Consider the following 16,625-nt stretch of genomic DNA (forward strand, 5'->3'; position numbering starts at 1 on the left):
ATGATAGCAGGAAGGAATATATGTAGTTGGTTATTGAAGGGTAAACATGGTATAGGAGCACTTTTATGTTGTGTGTTCCTTTTTAATTCCTGTGTTATTGATTCCGATAAGAAAATTCTTTTTTTTGCCCATTCTTTACCTACAACACATCCGGTACATAAGGGAATTGTTGCCATGAAGGAATCCGTTGAGAAAAAATCTAACGGCAAATTGGTGGTGAAAATCTTTCCGGATGGACAATTGGGTACGGAGCGAGAGGTGTTGGAATTATTGCAGATCGGAAGTATAGCAATGACCAAGGTTAGTGCGGCATCCATGTCTAATTTTGCACCAGCGTACCAAGTTACCAGTATACCCTACTTGTTTAGGGACAGGGAACATCTATTTAAGGTGTTGGAAGGCGAGGTTGGCAAGGAATTATTGGAAAGTAGTTCTGCATATCTTTTAAGGGGACTTTGTTTTTATGATGCTGGTGCCAGAAGTTTTTATGCTAAAAAGAAACCGGTAAAAACCCCTCAGGATTTGGACGGTATGAAGATAAGGACCATGAACGACGAAATGTCGGTCAATATGGTCAATACCTTAGGAGGATCGGCAACGCCAATGGCTTACGGAGAACTGTACACGGCCTTGCAACAAAATGTAGTGGACGGTGCGGAGAACAATATACCTTCATTTGTAACCTCAAACCATTATGAAGTATGTAAATATTATACGTTCGATGAGCATACGATGGTCCCGGACGTGGTGGTTATAGGTACCAAATTTTGGAATACACTAAGTACTCAAGAACAACAATGGTTACAAGATGCGGCCAATGAAAGTGTAATAAAACAAAAGCAATATTGGCAAGAGACGGTTGCAGAGAATATGGAGGTGTTAAAGAAAGCCAATGTAGAATTCCTATATCCTGATAAGACTAAATTTTCTGCAAAGGCATCTGGTGTTATGGAAAAAATGATGCAGGATGAAAAGATGAAAACGGTAATTGAAAAAATCTTGGCCCAATAATGCAAAAAATATATACTATCCTTAATTCCTGTATTGAATATTTGCTGGTAACCATATTTGGCCTTTTGGTCATTGATGTTGTTTGGCAAGTAGTATCGCGTTACGTTATAGGACAATCAAGTTCATTTACGGAAGAATTTGCAAGATTTTCCTTAATCTGGCTTACGGTTTTGGGAGCTGCCTATATTAACGGACAAAAAGAAGGGCATTTGTCCATGGATTTTTTACTATCCAAATTATCCGGCGAAAAAAGAAAGAGAAGACAAAAAGTTATCCAAATCTGTATGGCGATTTTTGCGCTCGTTATTATGGTAATTGGTGGGGGTAATCTTGTGTACACAACCTTGAGCTTAGGGCAAACATCATCTGCCCTACATGTACCTTTAGGTTATGTCTATGCCATCGTACCCGTGTGTGGTATAATCATAATTTTCTTTTCTATCTACAATATTAAAAAACAAAATTTTTTATAGATGAGCATTGAACTTATAAGTGTATTGGTATTGTTCATAAGCTTTGCGGCATTATTGGCCTATGGTGTTCCCGTAGCATATTCCATAGGTATATCTACCATGCTGGTATTATTGATCAATATTTCATTTTTGCCATCTGTTACTACAGCAAGCCAACGTATGACCACGGGAATAGATAATTTTGCGCTTCTTGCCATACCGTTTTTTATTTTGGCCGGTGAACTGATGAACAGGGGCGGCGTGGCCAAAAGACTTATTGATTTTGCAAAATCATTAATTGGGAGCCTACCCGGCGGTTTGGCCTATGTAAATATCATTTCTGCCATGCTGTTCGGTGCCATATCCGGATCGGCAATTGCGGCCGCCTCTGCCATAGGAAGTACCCTTACCGATAAAATGGAGAGTGAAGGTTACCCTAGGGAATTCAGCGCAGCTGTAAATATCAGTTCATCCACTACGGGATTGTTGATACCCCCAAGTAATGTCCTCATAATATTTGCCTTGGCCAGTGGTGGTACTGCTTCTGTTGCTGCATTGTTCATAGCGGGCTATATTCCCGGAATATTAGTAGGATTGGCCATTATGCTCATGGTCTATATTTACGCAAAACGAAAAGGCTTGCCAAAAGCGAATAGGGTTGGTTTTAAACAATTGTTTGTAGATTTTAAGAACGCATTCCTTAGCCTAACCTTATTGTTTATTGTGGTAGGGGGTATAGTAGCCGGTATTTTTACCGCAACGGAGGCTGCGGCCATAGCGGTGGTATATGCGGCGTTGCTAGGTTTTTGGAATAAGGAATTAAATGTTGGCGATTTTAAATCCATATTGCTGAAAAGTGCACGGACAACTGCCATTGTAATGTTTCTTATCGCCACTTCTATGGCTATGTCCTGGTTATTCTCTTTTGAGGGTATACCGCAAATGTTGACCAGCTTACTGGTAGATTCCGTAAGTAATCCTATCGCGGTATTCTTACTGATCAACCTAATTTTATTAATAGTAGGCACGTTTATGGATATGACACCTGCGGTTCTTATTTTCACCCCAATTTTTTTACCCGTGGCTATGGCCTTGGGCATGCATCCTGTACAATTTGGTATGGTCATTGTTCTTAATCTTTGTATAGGGGTATGTACGCCGCCTGTAGGGACTTTGCTCTTTGTGGGTAGTGGTGTGGCCAAAGTACCGGTAGCAAAAGTAATTAAACCACTTATCCCGCTATTGATAGCAATGGTGGTAGTTTTGATGCTGATCACATATTTTCCTTCAATTTCCCTTTGGCTGCCAAGGGCCTTTGATCTTATTGATTAATAAACCTTTCACTTTAATTTTATCATAAATATTTAATAGTACATGCGCATTTCTTTTTTCCCCCTAACCATTTTTTGTTTGGTGATACTTTCTTGTAAAGATAATTTCTCTGAAACCGAAGTTCCTTTGGACCATTACAAACTTGAAGCGGGTTTTGAGCTTGAAGTAGTGGCCGCAGAACCTTTACTTAAGGCTCCCGTAGCAATGGATTTTGATGCCAAAGGTAGAATATGGGTAGCGCAGATGCCAGGCTATATGAGCGATATGCAGGGCTCCGAGGAAGATGAGCCTATAGGGAGCATTCGTATTCTAGAAGATTTGGATGAGGACGGTATTGCGGACCATTCCAAAATATTTATGGATAGTATTGTAATGCCAAGGGCTTTGGCCCATGTATATGGTGGCTTATTGTATGCGGTTCCGCCTAATTTATGGTTTGTGGAAATTGAAGATGACAAACCGGTAAATAAAGTATTGGTAGATTCTATCTATGCGGTAGAGGGTAACCCAGAACATCAACCCAACGCTTTGGAATTGAATATTGATAATTGGATCTATAATGCCAAATCTAACTTTAGATACCGCAGGCATAAAGGAAAATGGCTTAAGGAACCTACCACTTTTAGGGGACAATGGGGTATGACCCATGATAATTTTGGAAGACTGTATTATAATGATAATTCAAGAATTTTATTGGGGGACTATGTGTTGCCCAATACCTTGATAAACAATGCATATTTTACACCAAAAGCCAGTGTGGATAAACTGTTGACCACTGATCAACGGGTATATCCTGTGCATGCTACATCGGTTAACCGGGGTTACGCCAAGGGCGTTTTAAACGCGGATAGTATTTTGGTAAATGCCACGGCGGCCTGTAGTCCTCTGGTTTATAGGGGAGGGTCCTTTCCCAAAGATTATGCGGAAAACGTTTTTGTTTGTATTCCTGAAGGTAATCTGATCAAACGTACGCTACTTAATTTTAAAGGCGATTCCGTAATTGCAAAACATGCATGGGAGAACAGGGAATTTTTGACATCTACGGATGAAGGCTTCCGTCCGGTAAGCCTAAAAAATGGTCCAGATGGTAGTATGTATGTCGTAGATATGCATAGGGGTATGATTGGGCACCATGCATATTTAAGTCCATATTTAAAGGAGAAGACCAAAACAACACGTATAGATACTATAGTTGATTTTGGACGCATCTTGAAAATAAAACATCAAAACGATAAAACAACCTTAATTACAGATTTTAATACGTTGAGCGCTAATGAATTGGTCTCACTTTTAACCCATAAAAATGGGTATATCAGAGATCGGGCACAACATTACCTAATATACAAGGAGCTTACCCAAGTGACCAATGAGGTCAAGGATTTGGCAATCAATTCTAAGGATCGGTTAGGTCAACTTCATGCCTTGTATGTATTAGAAGGGTGGAGTGCACTTTCCTTTGATATATTGACCAATGTAATGGAGAATGCGCATACAGATGTAGCTGCGCATGCCTTAGTTCTTTCCAAAAAATATGTTTCAGCAGAATATATTGATAGTGCCGTAGCCATTTTTAAAACAATTGGTTCTCGAAAGAATATAACCTTGGATGTTTATTTGGGCAATGCCTTGGGCCCATGGATGGGGTTAGAAGAGGATAAATTTAAACCCATATTTTTAGAGGTATTGAAAAGGAGACAGGATAATGCTACGGTTACCGAGGCTTTGTTAAGTGGACTTACCAATATAGATTCTTTGATGTATGCCAATATAATGGCTATTGGGGAGTTGAGGGAATCGGAATTTGCTCATAAACTTGGTAAGAGTTTGGAAAATAAAAGAAACGGTAAACTGAACGCTATCTATACCCGGAAAACAATTAATGAGGATAATAGGACCAGCGGGGCAAAAATGTTCTATCAAATATGTGCATCGTGCCATGGTGCCAACGGTCAAGGTATTGAGGGTTTAGCACCACCGTTAATGGGATCGGAACATGTTGAAAATGTAGAGCGATTGGCGTTGATCATCCTTCATGGGCTAGAAGGTCCGGTTCATGTAAAGGGAGAAGAATATAACCTAAACTTGGCAATGCCCGGTCTTATTAGAAATGAAAACATTACGGATAAGGATATCGCAGATATTATATCCTATGTATCCAACGCATTTTCTGATGAACCTAAAAGTCTACGACGAAAACGAATAGGTGAATTAAGGGAAATAAAATCCAAGACGGGAATGGAGTTTACGGAAGAGGAATTGAAAGCCTTGGATGAATAGACAAAAATTTTCAATGTAACAGGATATTGATCAAGGCTATTGTAGAGCCATAATCAAAAAAAGCAAGCTAAATGAATTAGCTTGCTTTTTTGTGTAGTAGTAATTTCGAAAGGAGGTCTAAATGATAAATCTAAGCGGAAACTTGTCAATATAGAGTTTAAGCAATAATTATAAGTTGCAAAAGTATGGTGTTTTGAAGTAACTAAAGGTTATTTAAAGATTTCCTATTAATATCCAAGCTCATTTGTTTTGCTTTTAATAGTATTGATTGTTACAGTAATGAAACAATTGAAGGAGGGTAAGAATTATGTTAACATTTTGATTTTGAAAAATTAGACTAGATTTTATTTGAAAATTGGAAAGGTGTTCATAAGTGGTCACATGATAATTGGGTTAGAATAAAACCAATTTCTATATTTGATTATTATAAAAAAGGAAAGAGAACCCAAGTTCCATATAAACCTTTCAATTAGTAGATTATTCAACATCTCTCTACTAAGATAGTTTTAGGCTGTTGTTCCCTTTCCAGTTTCAAAAGGCCTTAATTTATTGAGGCCTTTCCCATTGTAAAGATATTATTAATGATTCTCCTTAGGAAACAAACTTATTAACGATTTTAGTTCTTTAAGTATCTTTAAAAATTATAAATAAAGCCTTTAAATACCGCTAATTTTATACTTAATCATCACATTTATAGTACATTTAAAAATAGTTATTAACGATTCGTATTACCCTTCTTTTGCTTTTAAAGGAAACTTTATGAACCATTACACATCGTTATATAAGAGTAATGTAATACCTACTTGAATACCAAGGTGGTATTAATGCTTAAGGTATAGACAAAAATTTTCAATGTAACAGGATATTGATCAAGGCTATTGTAGAGCCATAATCAAAAAAAGCAAGCTAAATGAATTAGCTTGCTTTTTTGTGTAGTAGTGACCTCGACAGGATTCAAACCTGTAACCTTCTGAGCCGTAATCAGATGCGCTATTCAGTTGCGCCACGAGGCCATTTTTTATTTCCCTTAACGGGGTGCAAATATATTTCTTTTTACATTTACCACAAAATTAAGAACAGGTTATTAAATGGAATTAAGAAGCTTAATTAGAGATATTCACAATTTTCCTAAAGAAGGGGTAGTATTTAAAGATATAACCTTGTTGTTGCAGAACCCAGATGCGCTAAAAAAAACGACCGTGGCATTGTTGAATTTATTAGAAGGTAATGATATTGACAAGGTAGTTGGTATGGAAAGTAGGGGGTTTATCTTTGGTCCATTGCTTGCAGATAAACTTAATGCAGGTTTTGTACCTATTCGTAAGCCAGGTAAGTTACCTGCGGAGACAATTAGCGAGACCTATGAACTTGAATACGGAACGGATACGCTTGAAATTCATTTAGACGCCATACAGAAAGGTGATCGTGTTTTGATCCATGATGACGTTCTTGCTACTGGAGGAACTGCCAAAGCTGCGTGTAAATTAGTAGAAAAATTAGGTGGTGAAATTGTACAATGCAATTTCTTGATTGAACTTGCTTTTTTAAACGGGAAGGAAAAAATTAACGAGTATTCCGTACAATCCTTAATAACGTATTAATCCAGAGCGTTGGTGGTAACAAAATATCGCCAGCCAATTATTGCCAACTGTATTTTTGTGGCCTTGGAAAGATCTAAACGCTTACTGGTATAAGATGGCAATAGTATTTTGTTCAATTTTGCCAATACCTTGAATATTGCTTTTTTCAACTTAACGGATTTTTTCAAAAATACATAAAATAAAGGTTGTTTTTATGGTCCTGTATTTATGTATTTTATGCTTGGTGTAGTACTACCAAAATCCAAATGTTGATACGATGCTTAGTAACAAAATAATCAAGAATTTTATGATTGCTATCATACGTATAGAGAATAAAATTTAATAGTTCTGTTATAGTTCTTCTAAGGTATTATAGTGTTGGTTTTGTACCAAGTTAAACTTGTTAAAATAATACATTTGGCTACTAAGTTGTAAGTATAAACGCAATAAGGATTACAAATAAAAACAAGTGCTCTATAAATTTATTTCATTTGTTAAATGAATAGTTAGATATACTTATCTTTTGTAATAATTGTAGTGGTTATTTTGTAGTCAATAGCAAAATGTAGGCAAATTATTCTCGTAATATGCTAATAAGTGCCGTTTTCATCTTTTAAATGAAAAATCCGGAGGAGATTATCCACCGGACTGTTTATATAATATATTGGTTATGTAATTAATTCTTGGTGGTTATTTCAATAACTCCGTTCTGTGCGCTTTTTCCATATTTTGTAATGGCCGCTTCACCTTTAATAACATTCATTGTAGCAATATTTGAAGGGTTTATTGATTTCAATATATCATGGTCACTTTTCTTACCATCAATATAAATTAGTGGCTGTTTGTCATTTTCTATATAGAGAAATGTATTGCCCTCTTCTTCCATGATTTCAATATCATGATCGCTATCTGACTTTGACGTAATTTTTAATTTTTTGCTGGGGCTGGTCCGTACCTGGATCATTTTATGTTCGGCTTTCCCATTTCTAATGGTTATACGGTTTGTACTAAGGTCTATACTTATATATGTTGGATCTATAGTGTCATTGTCCGCTACAGAATTAAATGAACTGCTTGCTTCACCATTTTTTTTATTTCCTCCGGTAACTTGTAAAGAAATACTTTTAATAAAACCTTCTTCGTTACGGACAACGGTATATGAAAAATCAAACTTTTCTTTCTGAAGTTCTTTTTTAATTTTCAAAAGCTCATCATCTGTCGTATGCTTATCGATTAAGACTTCAATAGTATTTAATGGTTTGGTCAAGACTTTGGAATCGGAAATTGCATATACCTCTTTCGTATTAAAACTTATCAGAAAAAATGCTATAAGCGGTACCATGATTAAACTTTTTAATGCGTTTAATTGATGTGATTGTTTTTGATTGATCATAACTATTCGTTTTTTGATTAATGAATTAAAAAATGGATTTACAATTGATAATCTATAATTGCTACATGCCTGTTGCAACAATATATATTGATAGGCTTTTTTATTAAACTTTATTTGAGAGTTTTCCGTATCTGCCAAATATTCCAGATTCTGTTTTAAGGCCATTCTGTACAACCATACAAAGGGATTAAACCATTGTAATGCCATTATAAGTTCCATTATCAGGATATCTATGGAGTGATATTGCTTGGCATGTACTTCTTCATGGGCCACGATTGCAGCTAATTCCTTTGGGTTATGTTTAGACGGATTGTAAACAATGGTTCTAAAAAAGGAAAAAGGAAGTACATTTTTGTTTGTCCTTAGGTGTATGGTGTTTTGAGCGTATACTATTTGCCCGTCTTTTAAAATCTTTCGCAATTGTATTAGTTGTGCAAATAGCCTGGCTAGGAAGAATAGTGCTCCTGTAGTGTAAAGAATCATTAATATCAACGAGGTATTCCAAAACCCTTCTAGTGGGGATGTAATCAGTGCTGTAATACCAGTGGTTTCTTGTTGTATTGTGTATAAAGGAACCGTTACGTTTTTTGTGATATAAAACGATGGCAATACTACAGAGATAATCAGGCCGGACAACAAAAAATGCCTATTAAAACGAAATAAAGTTTCATTTTTCAATAGTATATAATAACTACCATAGAAAAGGAATAATAATACACCGGATTTTAGAATATAAAAACAAATTGCTTCCATTTAATTTTCCTTTTCAATTAAGTTTATGATTTCCTTCAGTTCTTTGACCGAAATTTTTTCTTCCTTGGCAAAAAAGGAAACTAGATTTTTATATGAATTATCGAAATAGCCTACCATATCTTCGTTTACATGGGCTTTGTAATAGTTCTCTTTAGAAATAATAGGATAGTATTGGTGGGTTTTACCATAAGCGATAAAATCCACAAAGCCTTTTTCCTCTAAATTTCTTACAATGGTAGAAAGCGTATTGTAATGGGGTTTATTATCCGTAATTTCTGCCATTATTTCCTTGACAAACCCTTTTTTTAGGCGCCAAAGAATTTTCATGATCTCTTCTTCCTTATTGGTCAATTTTTCCATAATCCTATTCTTAGGAGTGCTAATATAAACTGTTTTTATAGTTATAAAACTATTTTTATAGTTATTTAACTAAAATTTTAGTTTTTTAATATCCGGGTTTATGCCATCAGCAACAATTTTGTTCTGTTATATTTGTCAAAAAGCGGATATATGTTAAATCTATTTTTTATCCTAGCGGGACTAACCTTGCTAATTGCAGGCGGTAATTGGTTGTTAAAAGCGGCGGTTGATCTTTCTTTAAAATTAAATATCCCAAAAATTGTCATAGGAATGACGGTGGTTTCGTTTGCAACATCGGCTCCTGAGCTTATTGTTAGTATCAATGCCGCCCTGGACGGATTTCCAGATTTAGCCTTGGGGAATGTGGTAGGGTCTAATATTGCAAATTTAGGCCTTGTATTGGCAATTACCATTTTATTGAGCCCAATAGATGTCAGTAAAAGTTTTTATACAACAGATTGGCCGGTGATGATGCTTGCTTCTATCCTCTTTTTCTTCTTTATTTATTTTGATGGGGTGTTAGTGCAGTATGAGGGTATAGTAATGGTGGTATTTCTATTTTTATTCTTGGTATATCTGCTACGCTTTCAAAAGCCTGCCGTGATTGATGAAGAGGACGAACCGGACGTCATGATGCCGACCTATAAAACAGTATTGTTTCTTGGTTTGGGGGGTAGTGCCCTTTGGGGCGGTTCTGAACTGTTGATCAATGGAGCAGTGGGTATGGCCACTATATTTGGCGTTAGTGAGCGTATTATAGCAATAACAATAGTTTCGGTAGGTACTAGTATTCCTGAATTGGCAGCATCTATAATCGCAATAATAAAAAAAGAAAAAGCAATTTCCTTGGGGAATTTAATTGGCTCCAACATTTTTAATCTATTGGCCGTATTAGGTATTACTTCTATCATTACACCAATAACCGTTATGGACGAGGGTCTTTTAACAAATGATATCTTTTGGATGCTCGGTATTTCTTTTCTTATCCTTCCATTGGTCTTTATTCCAAAAGGTTTAAGACTAGGTTGGAGAGATGGTATAATTCTTGTGGGAATTTACGTAGCTTTTATCTACGTAACCATCTCAAAATGAAAGTAAGACCAAATACTGCAGTTCTAAATTTAATTCTATTTCTTTTCGTAGCCACTCAATGGATAAATGGGCAAGATTTGGAATATGTATATGGTAGTGTTGTGGATGCGGAAAATGGCGAGCCAGTTGTTTTTGCAAACATTCATTTAAAAAATAGGGAGGTGGGCGTTATTTCTAATATTGATGGCGGATTTAGAATACCTATTGCCTATAAAACCTTAGGAGAAGTTATTGAGATTTCTTGTATGGGTTTTGAGACAAAGGAAATTTTAATTGATGTTTTTCTTGAAGGTCAAGCCAACATTATCATTCTTACTCCAAGCTCCTTTGAACTTTCGGAAGCGGTAGTTTCCGCAAAAGTTAAAAAAATAAATGCAAGAGATATTGTGAGATATGCTATAGATAATATTCCGCAAAACTATTCATTGGAACAATTTGGTCTTGTAGGTTATTATAGGGATTATCAAATTGAAAATGAAAACTATACAAACATGAATGAGGCCATTATCAAAATATTTGATGCCGGCTTTGCTTCAAAAGATAACTTTGATAATGAGTGCCAACTAATTACCTATAAAAAAAATCTTGAGTTCAAAATAGATTCATTTACCAAGCAGCCTTATGATTATGAAAAACATAGTAAGATAATACCCAGTGCAAAAATGGAAAATTCAGGTGGTAATGAATTCATTACACTTAATATTCATGATGCAATTAGAAATAATAAAATAAAAACCTATTCTTTTATTAATGATATGTCAGTTGATTTTGTGGAAAATCATCGATTTGTGTTAAAAGGGAAAACCAATTTTAAGAATGAAACTATTTATGAAATAGAATGCTTTTATCGCAATACTGATTATTACTCAGAAGGAAAAATCTTCATAGGTGCTACTGATTTTGCAATACATAAATTGGATTATGCACTTTTTAAGCGTAAAAAACCAGGTGAATTAGATACCGCAATCAATGCAGAAGAAAGATACTCTGACGGATTCAATAAAACGAAAAGAGAATTGATCTACCATATAATAACTGAATACTCTAAGGGAGAAAAAGATAAAATGTATTTGAACTATATTTCTTTCTATAATAAAATTCTAGTGCAAAAGCCTGCAGAGTTCAACTCAAAATTCGTTTTAGATTTAGATTCAAGAAGATTTATGGTTCACTTGAATAGAATGCCCGAAAATGTAGAAAAGATCAAGAAGAGTGATTTTAAAATAGAATATAAAGGTAAATTATTGCCTATTATTAGAATTCGTTTTTTTGAGGATATAAGAACATTTAAATTAACTCCTCATTTCATAAAAAAGGAAACTGGCCCAATTTTAAATTATTTGTTTACAGAAAACGATAGACTTGAAGTTTCGGACTTAACTTATAGTTATGGTAATATAAGGGATAGTCTAGGTAATAAATTGGATGAAAAAAAGTATGAATATTTACATCAATATAGAGAGTTTTTTACCCAAGAAACATTTCCTAATCTCTCAGATAGTATTCCAAAAGATAGTTTAATGCTAAAAGATGCACCATTGGATAGCAAGCTACAGCCTATATGTACGTCTTGCAAAACGGATAACTATTGGATGAACACACCATTGAAAAAAATTAGTAATTAAAAAAATGCCTTGGAATAGTCCAAGGCATTTTTAGTATAAAAAATAATTAATGTAGGATTAAATTTTGGCAGATTTAACCGTTTTAACGATTCTACCCGCAATTTTGTATGGGTCACCGTTAGAAGCTGGTCTTCTGTCTTCCAACCATCCTTTCCATCCGCTTTCAACGGTTGCAATTGGAATACGGATAGATGCTCCCCTGTCAGATATACCGTAGCTGAAATCGGTAATTGCTGCAGTTTCATGAAGTCCGGTCAAACGTTGGTCGTTAAATTCACCATAAACGGATATGTGTTCTTTTACTACAGGTCTAAACGCCTCACATATTTTCTCATAAGTTGCTTTGTCTCCACATGTTCTCAATGTAGAGTTAGAGAAGTTTGCGTGCATACCTGAACCGTTCCAGTCCATATCCTTACCTAATGGTTTTGGATGGTACTCTATATAGTATCCGTAAGATTCGGTTAACCTATCTAATAAGTAACGGGCTACCCATAATTCATCACCTGCCAATTTAGCGCCTTTGGCAAATAATTGAAATTCCCACTGACCACAAGCAACCTCTTGGTTAATACCTTCAAAGTTAAGTCCGGCAGCTATACAAAGATCGGCGTGCTCCTCTACAATGTGTCTTCCGTGTGTGTTCTTTCCACCAACAGAGCAGTAGTACATACCCTGTGGAGCAGGATATCCGCCTCTTGGGAAACCTAAAGGCAATTCTGTTGAAGTGTCCATGATAAAATATTCCTGTTCAAAACCGAACCAGAAATCGTTGTCCTCATCTTCAATAGTAGCTCTTCCGTTAGATTCGTGCGGAGTACCATCGGCATTAAGAACTTCTGTCATCACCAAATACCCATCTTTTCTAGCTGGGTCCGGGAAAATTGCAACAGGCTTAAGCAAACAGTCAGAAGAACCACCTTCAGCTTGACGAGTTGAACTTCCGTCAAAAGACCACATTGGACAGTCTTCTAATTTACCACCAAAGTCATTAACCACTTTGGTCTTGCTTCTCATGTTTTGGGTTGGAAAATATCCATCTAACCAGATGTATTCTAATTTTGTTTTGCTCATAATTGTGATCGTTATAATTTTTTAAAATAAAAGACAAACAAAAATATGTTTTTTATCATTTCCCACACATTTTTAAGGGGGTTAATCTTTAAAAATTAAATAAACTGTTTTATACCCCCATAATTTATCGGGTATTTTGTCATATTTATATTTTAAGAACGTAATTTTGCCATATTAATAATGTATTTACGTATGAAATCATCAAGATTTGCCGCAATAGCCAATAGCCAGCAGAGAAATAGTATAGCAATTGAAGAGAAAGGTAGACGATCGGAATTGTTTGGGGTCAATGTGTTCAATGAACATAAAATGCTCCAATATTTGACTAAGGATGCGCTGGAAAGTTTAAAGGATGCCATGGTTTCCGGTTCTAAGATCGACCGTAAAATAGCCGATCAAGTGGCAGAGGCTATTAAGGGTTGGGCAATATCTATGGGTGCTACGCATTATACCCATTGGTTTCAACCTTTAACTGGTTCTACGGCAGAAAAACATGATGCTTTTTTTGATTTAATGCCAGATGGCACCGCATTGGAAAAATTTGGTGGCGGACAGTTGGTACAGCAAGAACCGGATGCGTCCAGTTTTCCAAGTGGCGGAATAAGAAATACTTTTGAAGCTAGGGGATATACGGCATGGGACCCGTCGTCACCAGCTTTCATCTATGGCACAACACTTTGTATACCTACTATTTTCGTTTCATATACGGGAGAGGCCTTGGATAATAAAGCTCCGCTATTGCGGGCTTTGAGTGCCGTTGATGAAGCTGCCACCGCTGTAGCCAAATATTTTGATAAGAACGTGACCAAGGTGAATGCCACCCTAGGCTGGGAACAGGAATATTTTTTAATTGACAAGGCGCTTGCGCATTCTAGGCCGGACATTATTATGACGGGCAGAACGTTGGTTGGTGAAACTCCTGCCAAGGGCCAACAGCTAGATGACCATTATTTTGGTGTTATTCCCGGGCGGGTGCTCAGCTTTATGAGTGATCTTGAAAAAGAGTGCACCAAATTGGGTATCCCCGTTAAGACCAGGCATAATGAAGTTGCACCAAATCAGTTTGAATTGGCACCTGTTTTTGAGGAGGCCAATCTTGCCATAGACCACAATCTTTTATTGATGGACGTTATGGATAAAATTGCGGATAAGCATCAATTTACCGTTCTGTTCCACGAAAAACCATTTGCAGGAATCAATGGTTCAGGAAAACATAACAACTGGTCCTTGGCAACGGATACGGGTGTAAATTTATTGAGTCCGGGGTCTACACCAATGAAGAACCTACAATTTTTAACCTTTTTCATCAACACGATAAAAGCGGTAGATACCTATGAAGAGCTTTTGCGTTCCTCAATTGCATCTGCCAGTAATGATTATCGTTTGGGGGCCAATGAAGCACCGCCGGCCATATTTTCAATTTTTGTAGGCAAACAGTTAAGTAGTGTACTAGATGAATTGGAGGGCGTGTCCAAAGGTAAATTGTCACCAGAAGAAAAAACGGAATTAAAGCTTAATGTAGTAGGTAAGATTCCAGAAATTTTAATGGACAATACAGATCGCAACCGTACTTCTCCATTTGCTTTTACGGGCAATAAGTTTGAAATGCGCGGCGTGGGCTCCAAAACCAATTGTGCCAAACCAATGACAATTTTGAATACCATTGTGGCCAAACAATTAAAGGACTTTAAAAAAGAGGTCGATGCGCTTATCGATAAAAAATCATTAAAGAAAGATGAGGCCGTTTTCAATATTTTAAGGGAATACATTAAAACATCAAAGAGAATTCGTTTTGACGGTGATGGATATAGCCAAGACTGGGAAAACGAGGCCAAAAGAAGAAAACTTAGTAATAACCGTAATACACCGGAAGCACTTGAGATTCTAACTTCTAAGGAAAGTCTAAGTCTGTTTGAGTCTATGAAAGTTATGAGCGAGGTTGAAGTTCGTGCAAGGCAAGAGGTAGATTTGGAAAATTATATTATGCATACCCAGATAGAAGGTAGGGTCTATAATGAACTGGTATACGGGTTTATAATTCCTGCGGCAATAGCTTACCAGAATACCTTAATTAAAAATGTGTCCGGCCTAAAGGAAATCTATGGTGCGGCACATAAAAAATTTTCAGAGGGACAATTGACCATGATAGAGGAAATTGCGGAACATGTGGTCAGTTTAAAGAAAATGGTAGATGCCATGGCAGATGCACGTAAAAAGGCAAACGCATTAAAGGATACCAAGAAAAAGGCACAGGCTTACTGCAACAATGTTAAGCCCTATTTTTTAGATATAAGGTTGCATAGCGATAAGTTGGAAAAATTAATGGATAATCAATTATGGCCCTTGACAAAATATAGGGAGTTGTTGAATCTTAAATAAATTGGCCTAACCAACATATTGTATAATATTAAATGAGATGAGAGGCAACATTTTTAATGTTTCCCTTATTTTTGCCACAAAATAAGAATATGTCCACATCAAGCAGTGAAAGATATCAGCAACGGGGTGTTTCTGCCTCCAAGGAAGATGTACACAACGCAATCAAAAATATAGACAAGGGTCTTTTTCCAAAAGCTTTTTGCAAAATAGTACCGGATTACCTTACGGGAGATGATGATTATTGCTTGGTCATGCATGCAGATGGTGCGGGTACCAAATCATCCTTAGCCTATATGTATTGGAAAGAGACCGGTGATATTTCAGTGTGGAAAGGTATAGCCCAAGATGCGCTTATCATGAATATAGATGACCTAATTTGTGTAGGTGCTACGGACAATATTATGTTGTCATCCACTATAGGAAGAAACAAGAACAAGATACCTGGAGAGGTATTATCCGCTATTATTAATGGTACCGAAGAACTGATCAAGGATTTAGGTGAATTTGGTATTACCGTTCATTCAACCGGTGGTGAAACTGCGGATGTTGGTGACTTGGTACGAACCATTATCGTGGACTCTACCGTTACGGCCAGAATAAAGAGAAGTGATGTCATAGACAATGCAAATATTAAGGCAGGCGATGTTATCGTTGGTCTGGCCTCTTTTGGCAAGGCCAATTATGAAAAGGAATATAACGGAGGTATGGGGAGTAACGGACTAACATCTGCCCGGCATGATGTGTTCGCCAATTATTTGGCGGAGAAATTTCCGGAAAGTTTTGATGCCGAAGTACCTAGTGATCTAGTCTATAGTGGTACGGTAAAACTAACGGATGAGGTAAAGGATTCCCCGTTAGATGCAGGTAAACTGGTACTTTCCCCAACACGAACCTATGCACCAATAGTCAAGAAAATACTCTCCAACTATGATGCTAAGGATATTCATGGTATGGTTCATTGTAGTGGTGGAGCACAAACCAAAATACTTCATTTCATAGATGAGCTGCATATAATAAAGGACAATTTATTTGAGGTGCCGCCCCTGTTCAAACTTATTCAGGAGCAATCCGGTACAGATTGGAAAGAAATGTACAAAGTATTCAATTGTGGGCATAGATTGGAGTTTTATGTACCTGAAAATATTGCAGACGATCTTATACGGATTTCTAATGATTTTGGGGTAGACGCGCAGATTATTGGTAGGGTAGAGCCATCAGATTCCAAAAAATTGACCATTTCCGGTAGTAATGGAACCTTTGTGTATTAGTACATACGATTAGGCCAAAAATATCGTTC

13 protein-coding genes and 1 tRNA gene are annotated in these 16,625 nt (G+C 36.5%); 9 read left to right on the forward strand and 5 right to left on the reverse strand.

Annotated features, from left to right (window positions below; all coding sequences use genetic code 11):
• The 4 genes from CHB68_RS04610 to CHB68_RS04625 all read left to right on the forward strand — a co-directional run bounded on the left by CHB68_RS04610 (position 1) and on the right by CHB68_RS04625 (position 5,072).
• The gene (locus tag CHB68_RS04610; RefSeq protein WP_089259648.1) at positions 1 to 1,011 is read left to right on the forward strand and encodes a TRAP transporter substrate-binding protein; all 1,011 of its coding nucleotides are present in this window, start codon (positions 1 to 3) and stop codon (positions 1,009 to 1,011) included.
• Entirely contained in the window at positions 1,011 to 1,484 is a 474-nt protein-coding gene (locus tag CHB68_RS04615; RefSeq protein ID WP_089259649.1) for a TRAP transporter small permease, read from the forward strand. The genes CHB68_RS04610 and CHB68_RS04615 overlap by 1 nt, the downstream gene beginning before the upstream one ends.
• Positions 1,485 to 2,795, forward strand: a complete 1,311-nt coding sequence (locus CHB68_RS04620) for a TRAP transporter large permease (RefSeq protein ID WP_179213136.1) — start codon at positions 1,485 to 1,487, stop codon at positions 2,793 to 2,795.
• Positions 2,796 to 2,876: 81 nt separating this feature from the next.
• On the forward strand, positions 2,877 to 5,072 hold the full coding sequence (locus CHB68_RS04625; RefSeq protein WP_245838797.1) for a DUF7133 domain-containing protein: 2,196 nt from the start codon (positions 2,877 to 2,879) through the stop codon (positions 5,070 to 5,072).
• A gap of 939 nt (positions 5,073 to 6,011) precedes the next feature.
• On the opposite strand, the gene CHB68_RS04630 is transcribed toward CHB68_RS04625, so the two are convergent.
• Positions 6,012 to 6,085, reverse strand: a tRNA-Arg gene (locus CHB68_RS04630).
• Between the two features lie 75 nt (positions 6,086 to 6,160).
• Between CHB68_RS04630 and CHB68_RS04635 the strand changes: the two genes are divergently transcribed.
• Positions 6,161 to 6,673, forward strand: coding sequence for an adenine phosphoribosyltransferase (locus CHB68_RS04635; protein ID WP_089259651.1), 513 nt, complete (start codon positions 6,161 to 6,163; stop codon positions 6,671 to 6,673).
• Here the strand turns inward: CHB68_RS04635 and CHB68_RS04640 are convergent.
• From CHB68_RS04640 to CHB68_RS04650, 3 genes are all read right to left on the reverse strand, one after another.
• A complete protein-coding gene (locus CHB68_RS04640; RefSeq protein WP_089259788.1) occupies positions 6,670 to 6,822 on the reverse strand; it encodes an SsrA-binding protein in 153 nt (50 codons plus the stop codon). The genes CHB68_RS04635 and CHB68_RS04640 overlap by 4 nt on opposite strands.
• A gap of 506 nt (positions 6,823 to 7,328) precedes the next feature.
• Entirely contained in the window at positions 7,329 to 8,798 is a 1,470-nt protein-coding gene (locus tag CHB68_RS04645; protein WP_089259652.1) for a M56 family metallopeptidase, read from the reverse strand.
• Positions 8,799 to 9,158, reverse strand: coding sequence for a BlaI/MecI/CopY family transcriptional regulator (locus CHB68_RS04650; protein WP_089259653.1), 360 nt, complete (start codon positions 9,156 to 9,158; stop codon positions 8,799 to 8,801). It lies immediately after the preceding gene.
• 150 nt (positions 9,159 to 9,308) lie between these two features.
• Here CHB68_RS04650 and CHB68_RS04655 point away from each other — a divergent pair, with 150 nt between their 5' ends.
• Together CHB68_RS04655 and CHB68_RS04660 are read left to right on the forward strand one after the other, a co-directional pair.
• On the forward strand, positions 9,309 to 10,250 hold the full coding sequence (locus tag CHB68_RS04655) for a calcium/sodium antiporter (RefSeq protein WP_089259654.1): 942 nt from the start codon (positions 9,309 to 9,311) through the stop codon (positions 10,248 to 10,250).
• 77 nt (positions 10,251 to 10,327) lie between these two features.
• Positions 10,328 to 11,875 (forward strand): carboxypeptidase-like regulatory domain-containing protein, encoded by a 1,548-nt coding sequence (locus CHB68_RS04660; RefSeq protein ID WP_179213137.1) that lies wholly within the window; start codon positions 10,328 to 10,330, stop codon positions 11,873 to 11,875.
• 57 nt (positions 11,876 to 11,932) lie between these two features.
• Here the strand turns inward: CHB68_RS04660 and CHB68_RS04665 are convergent, their stop codons facing one another.
• On the reverse strand, positions 11,933 to 12,949 hold the full coding sequence (locus CHB68_RS04665; protein WP_089259656.1) for a glutamine synthetase beta-grasp domain-containing protein: 1,017 nt from the start codon (positions 12,947 to 12,949) through the stop codon (positions 11,933 to 11,935).
• 192 nt (positions 12,950 to 13,141) lie between these two features.
• Here CHB68_RS04665 and CHB68_RS04670 point away from each other — a divergent pair, with 192 nt between their 5' ends.
• The gene (locus tag CHB68_RS04670) at positions 13,142 to 15,328 is read left to right on the forward strand and encodes a glutamine synthetase III family protein (protein ID WP_089259789.1); all 2,187 of its coding nucleotides are present in this window, start codon (positions 13,142 to 13,144) and stop codon (positions 15,326 to 15,328) included.
• 89 nt (positions 15,329 to 15,417) lie between these two features.
• On the forward strand, positions 15,418 to 16,596 hold the full coding sequence (locus CHB68_RS04675) for an AIR synthase related protein (protein ID WP_089259790.1): 1,179 nt from the start codon (positions 15,418 to 15,420) through the stop codon (positions 16,594 to 16,596).
• The last annotated feature ends 29 nt before the right edge of the window (positions 16,597 to 16,625 follow it).

It is taken from the genome of Maribacter sedimenticola (assembly GCF_900188415.1).
GTDB classification, from domain to species: domain Bacteria; phylum Bacteroidota; class Bacteroidia; order Flavobacteriales; family Flavobacteriaceae; genus Maribacter; species Maribacter sedimenticola.

What these genes read in the sequence shown, in the direction of transcription:
- CHB68_RS04620 (WP_179213136.1), top strand. Translation starts at nt 1,485, where the DNA reads ATGAGCATTGAACTTATAAGTGTATTGGTATTGTTCATAAGCTTTGCG.
- CHB68_RS04650 (WP_089259653.1), bottom strand. Translation starts at nt 9,158, where the DNA reads ATGGAAAAATTGACCAATAAGGAAGAAGAGATCATGAAAATTCTTTGG.
- CHB68_RS04610 (WP_089259648.1), top strand. Translation starts at nt 1, where the DNA reads ATGATAGCAGGAAGGAATATATGTAGTTGGTTATTGAAGGGTAAACAT.
- CHB68_RS04670 (WP_089259789.1), top strand. Translation starts at nt 13,142, where the DNA reads ATGAAATCATCAAGATTTGCCGCAATAGCCAATAGCCAGCAGAGAAAT.
- CHB68_RS04615 (WP_089259649.1), top strand. Translation starts at nt 1,011, where the DNA reads ATGCAAAAAATATATACTATCCTTAATTCCTGTATTGAATATTTGCTG.
- CHB68_RS04655 (WP_089259654.1), top strand. Translation starts at nt 9,309, where the DNA reads ATGTTAAATCTATTTTTTATCCTAGCGGGACTAACCTTGCTAATTGCA.
- CHB68_RS04635 (WP_089259651.1), top strand. Translation starts at nt 6,161, where the DNA reads ATGGAATTAAGAAGCTTAATTAGAGATATTCACAATTTTCCTAAAGAA.
- CHB68_RS04645 (WP_089259652.1), bottom strand. Translation starts at nt 8,798, where the DNA reads ATGGAAGCAATTTGTTTTTATATTCTAAAATCCGGTGTATTATTATTC.
- CHB68_RS04675 (WP_089259790.1), top strand. Translation starts at nt 15,418, where the DNA reads ATGTCCACATCAAGCAGTGAAAGATATCAGCAACGGGGTGTTTCTGCC.
- CHB68_RS04665 (WP_089259656.1), bottom strand. Translation starts at nt 12,949, where the DNA reads ATGAGCAAAACAAAATTAGAATACATCTGGTTAGATGGATATTTTCCA.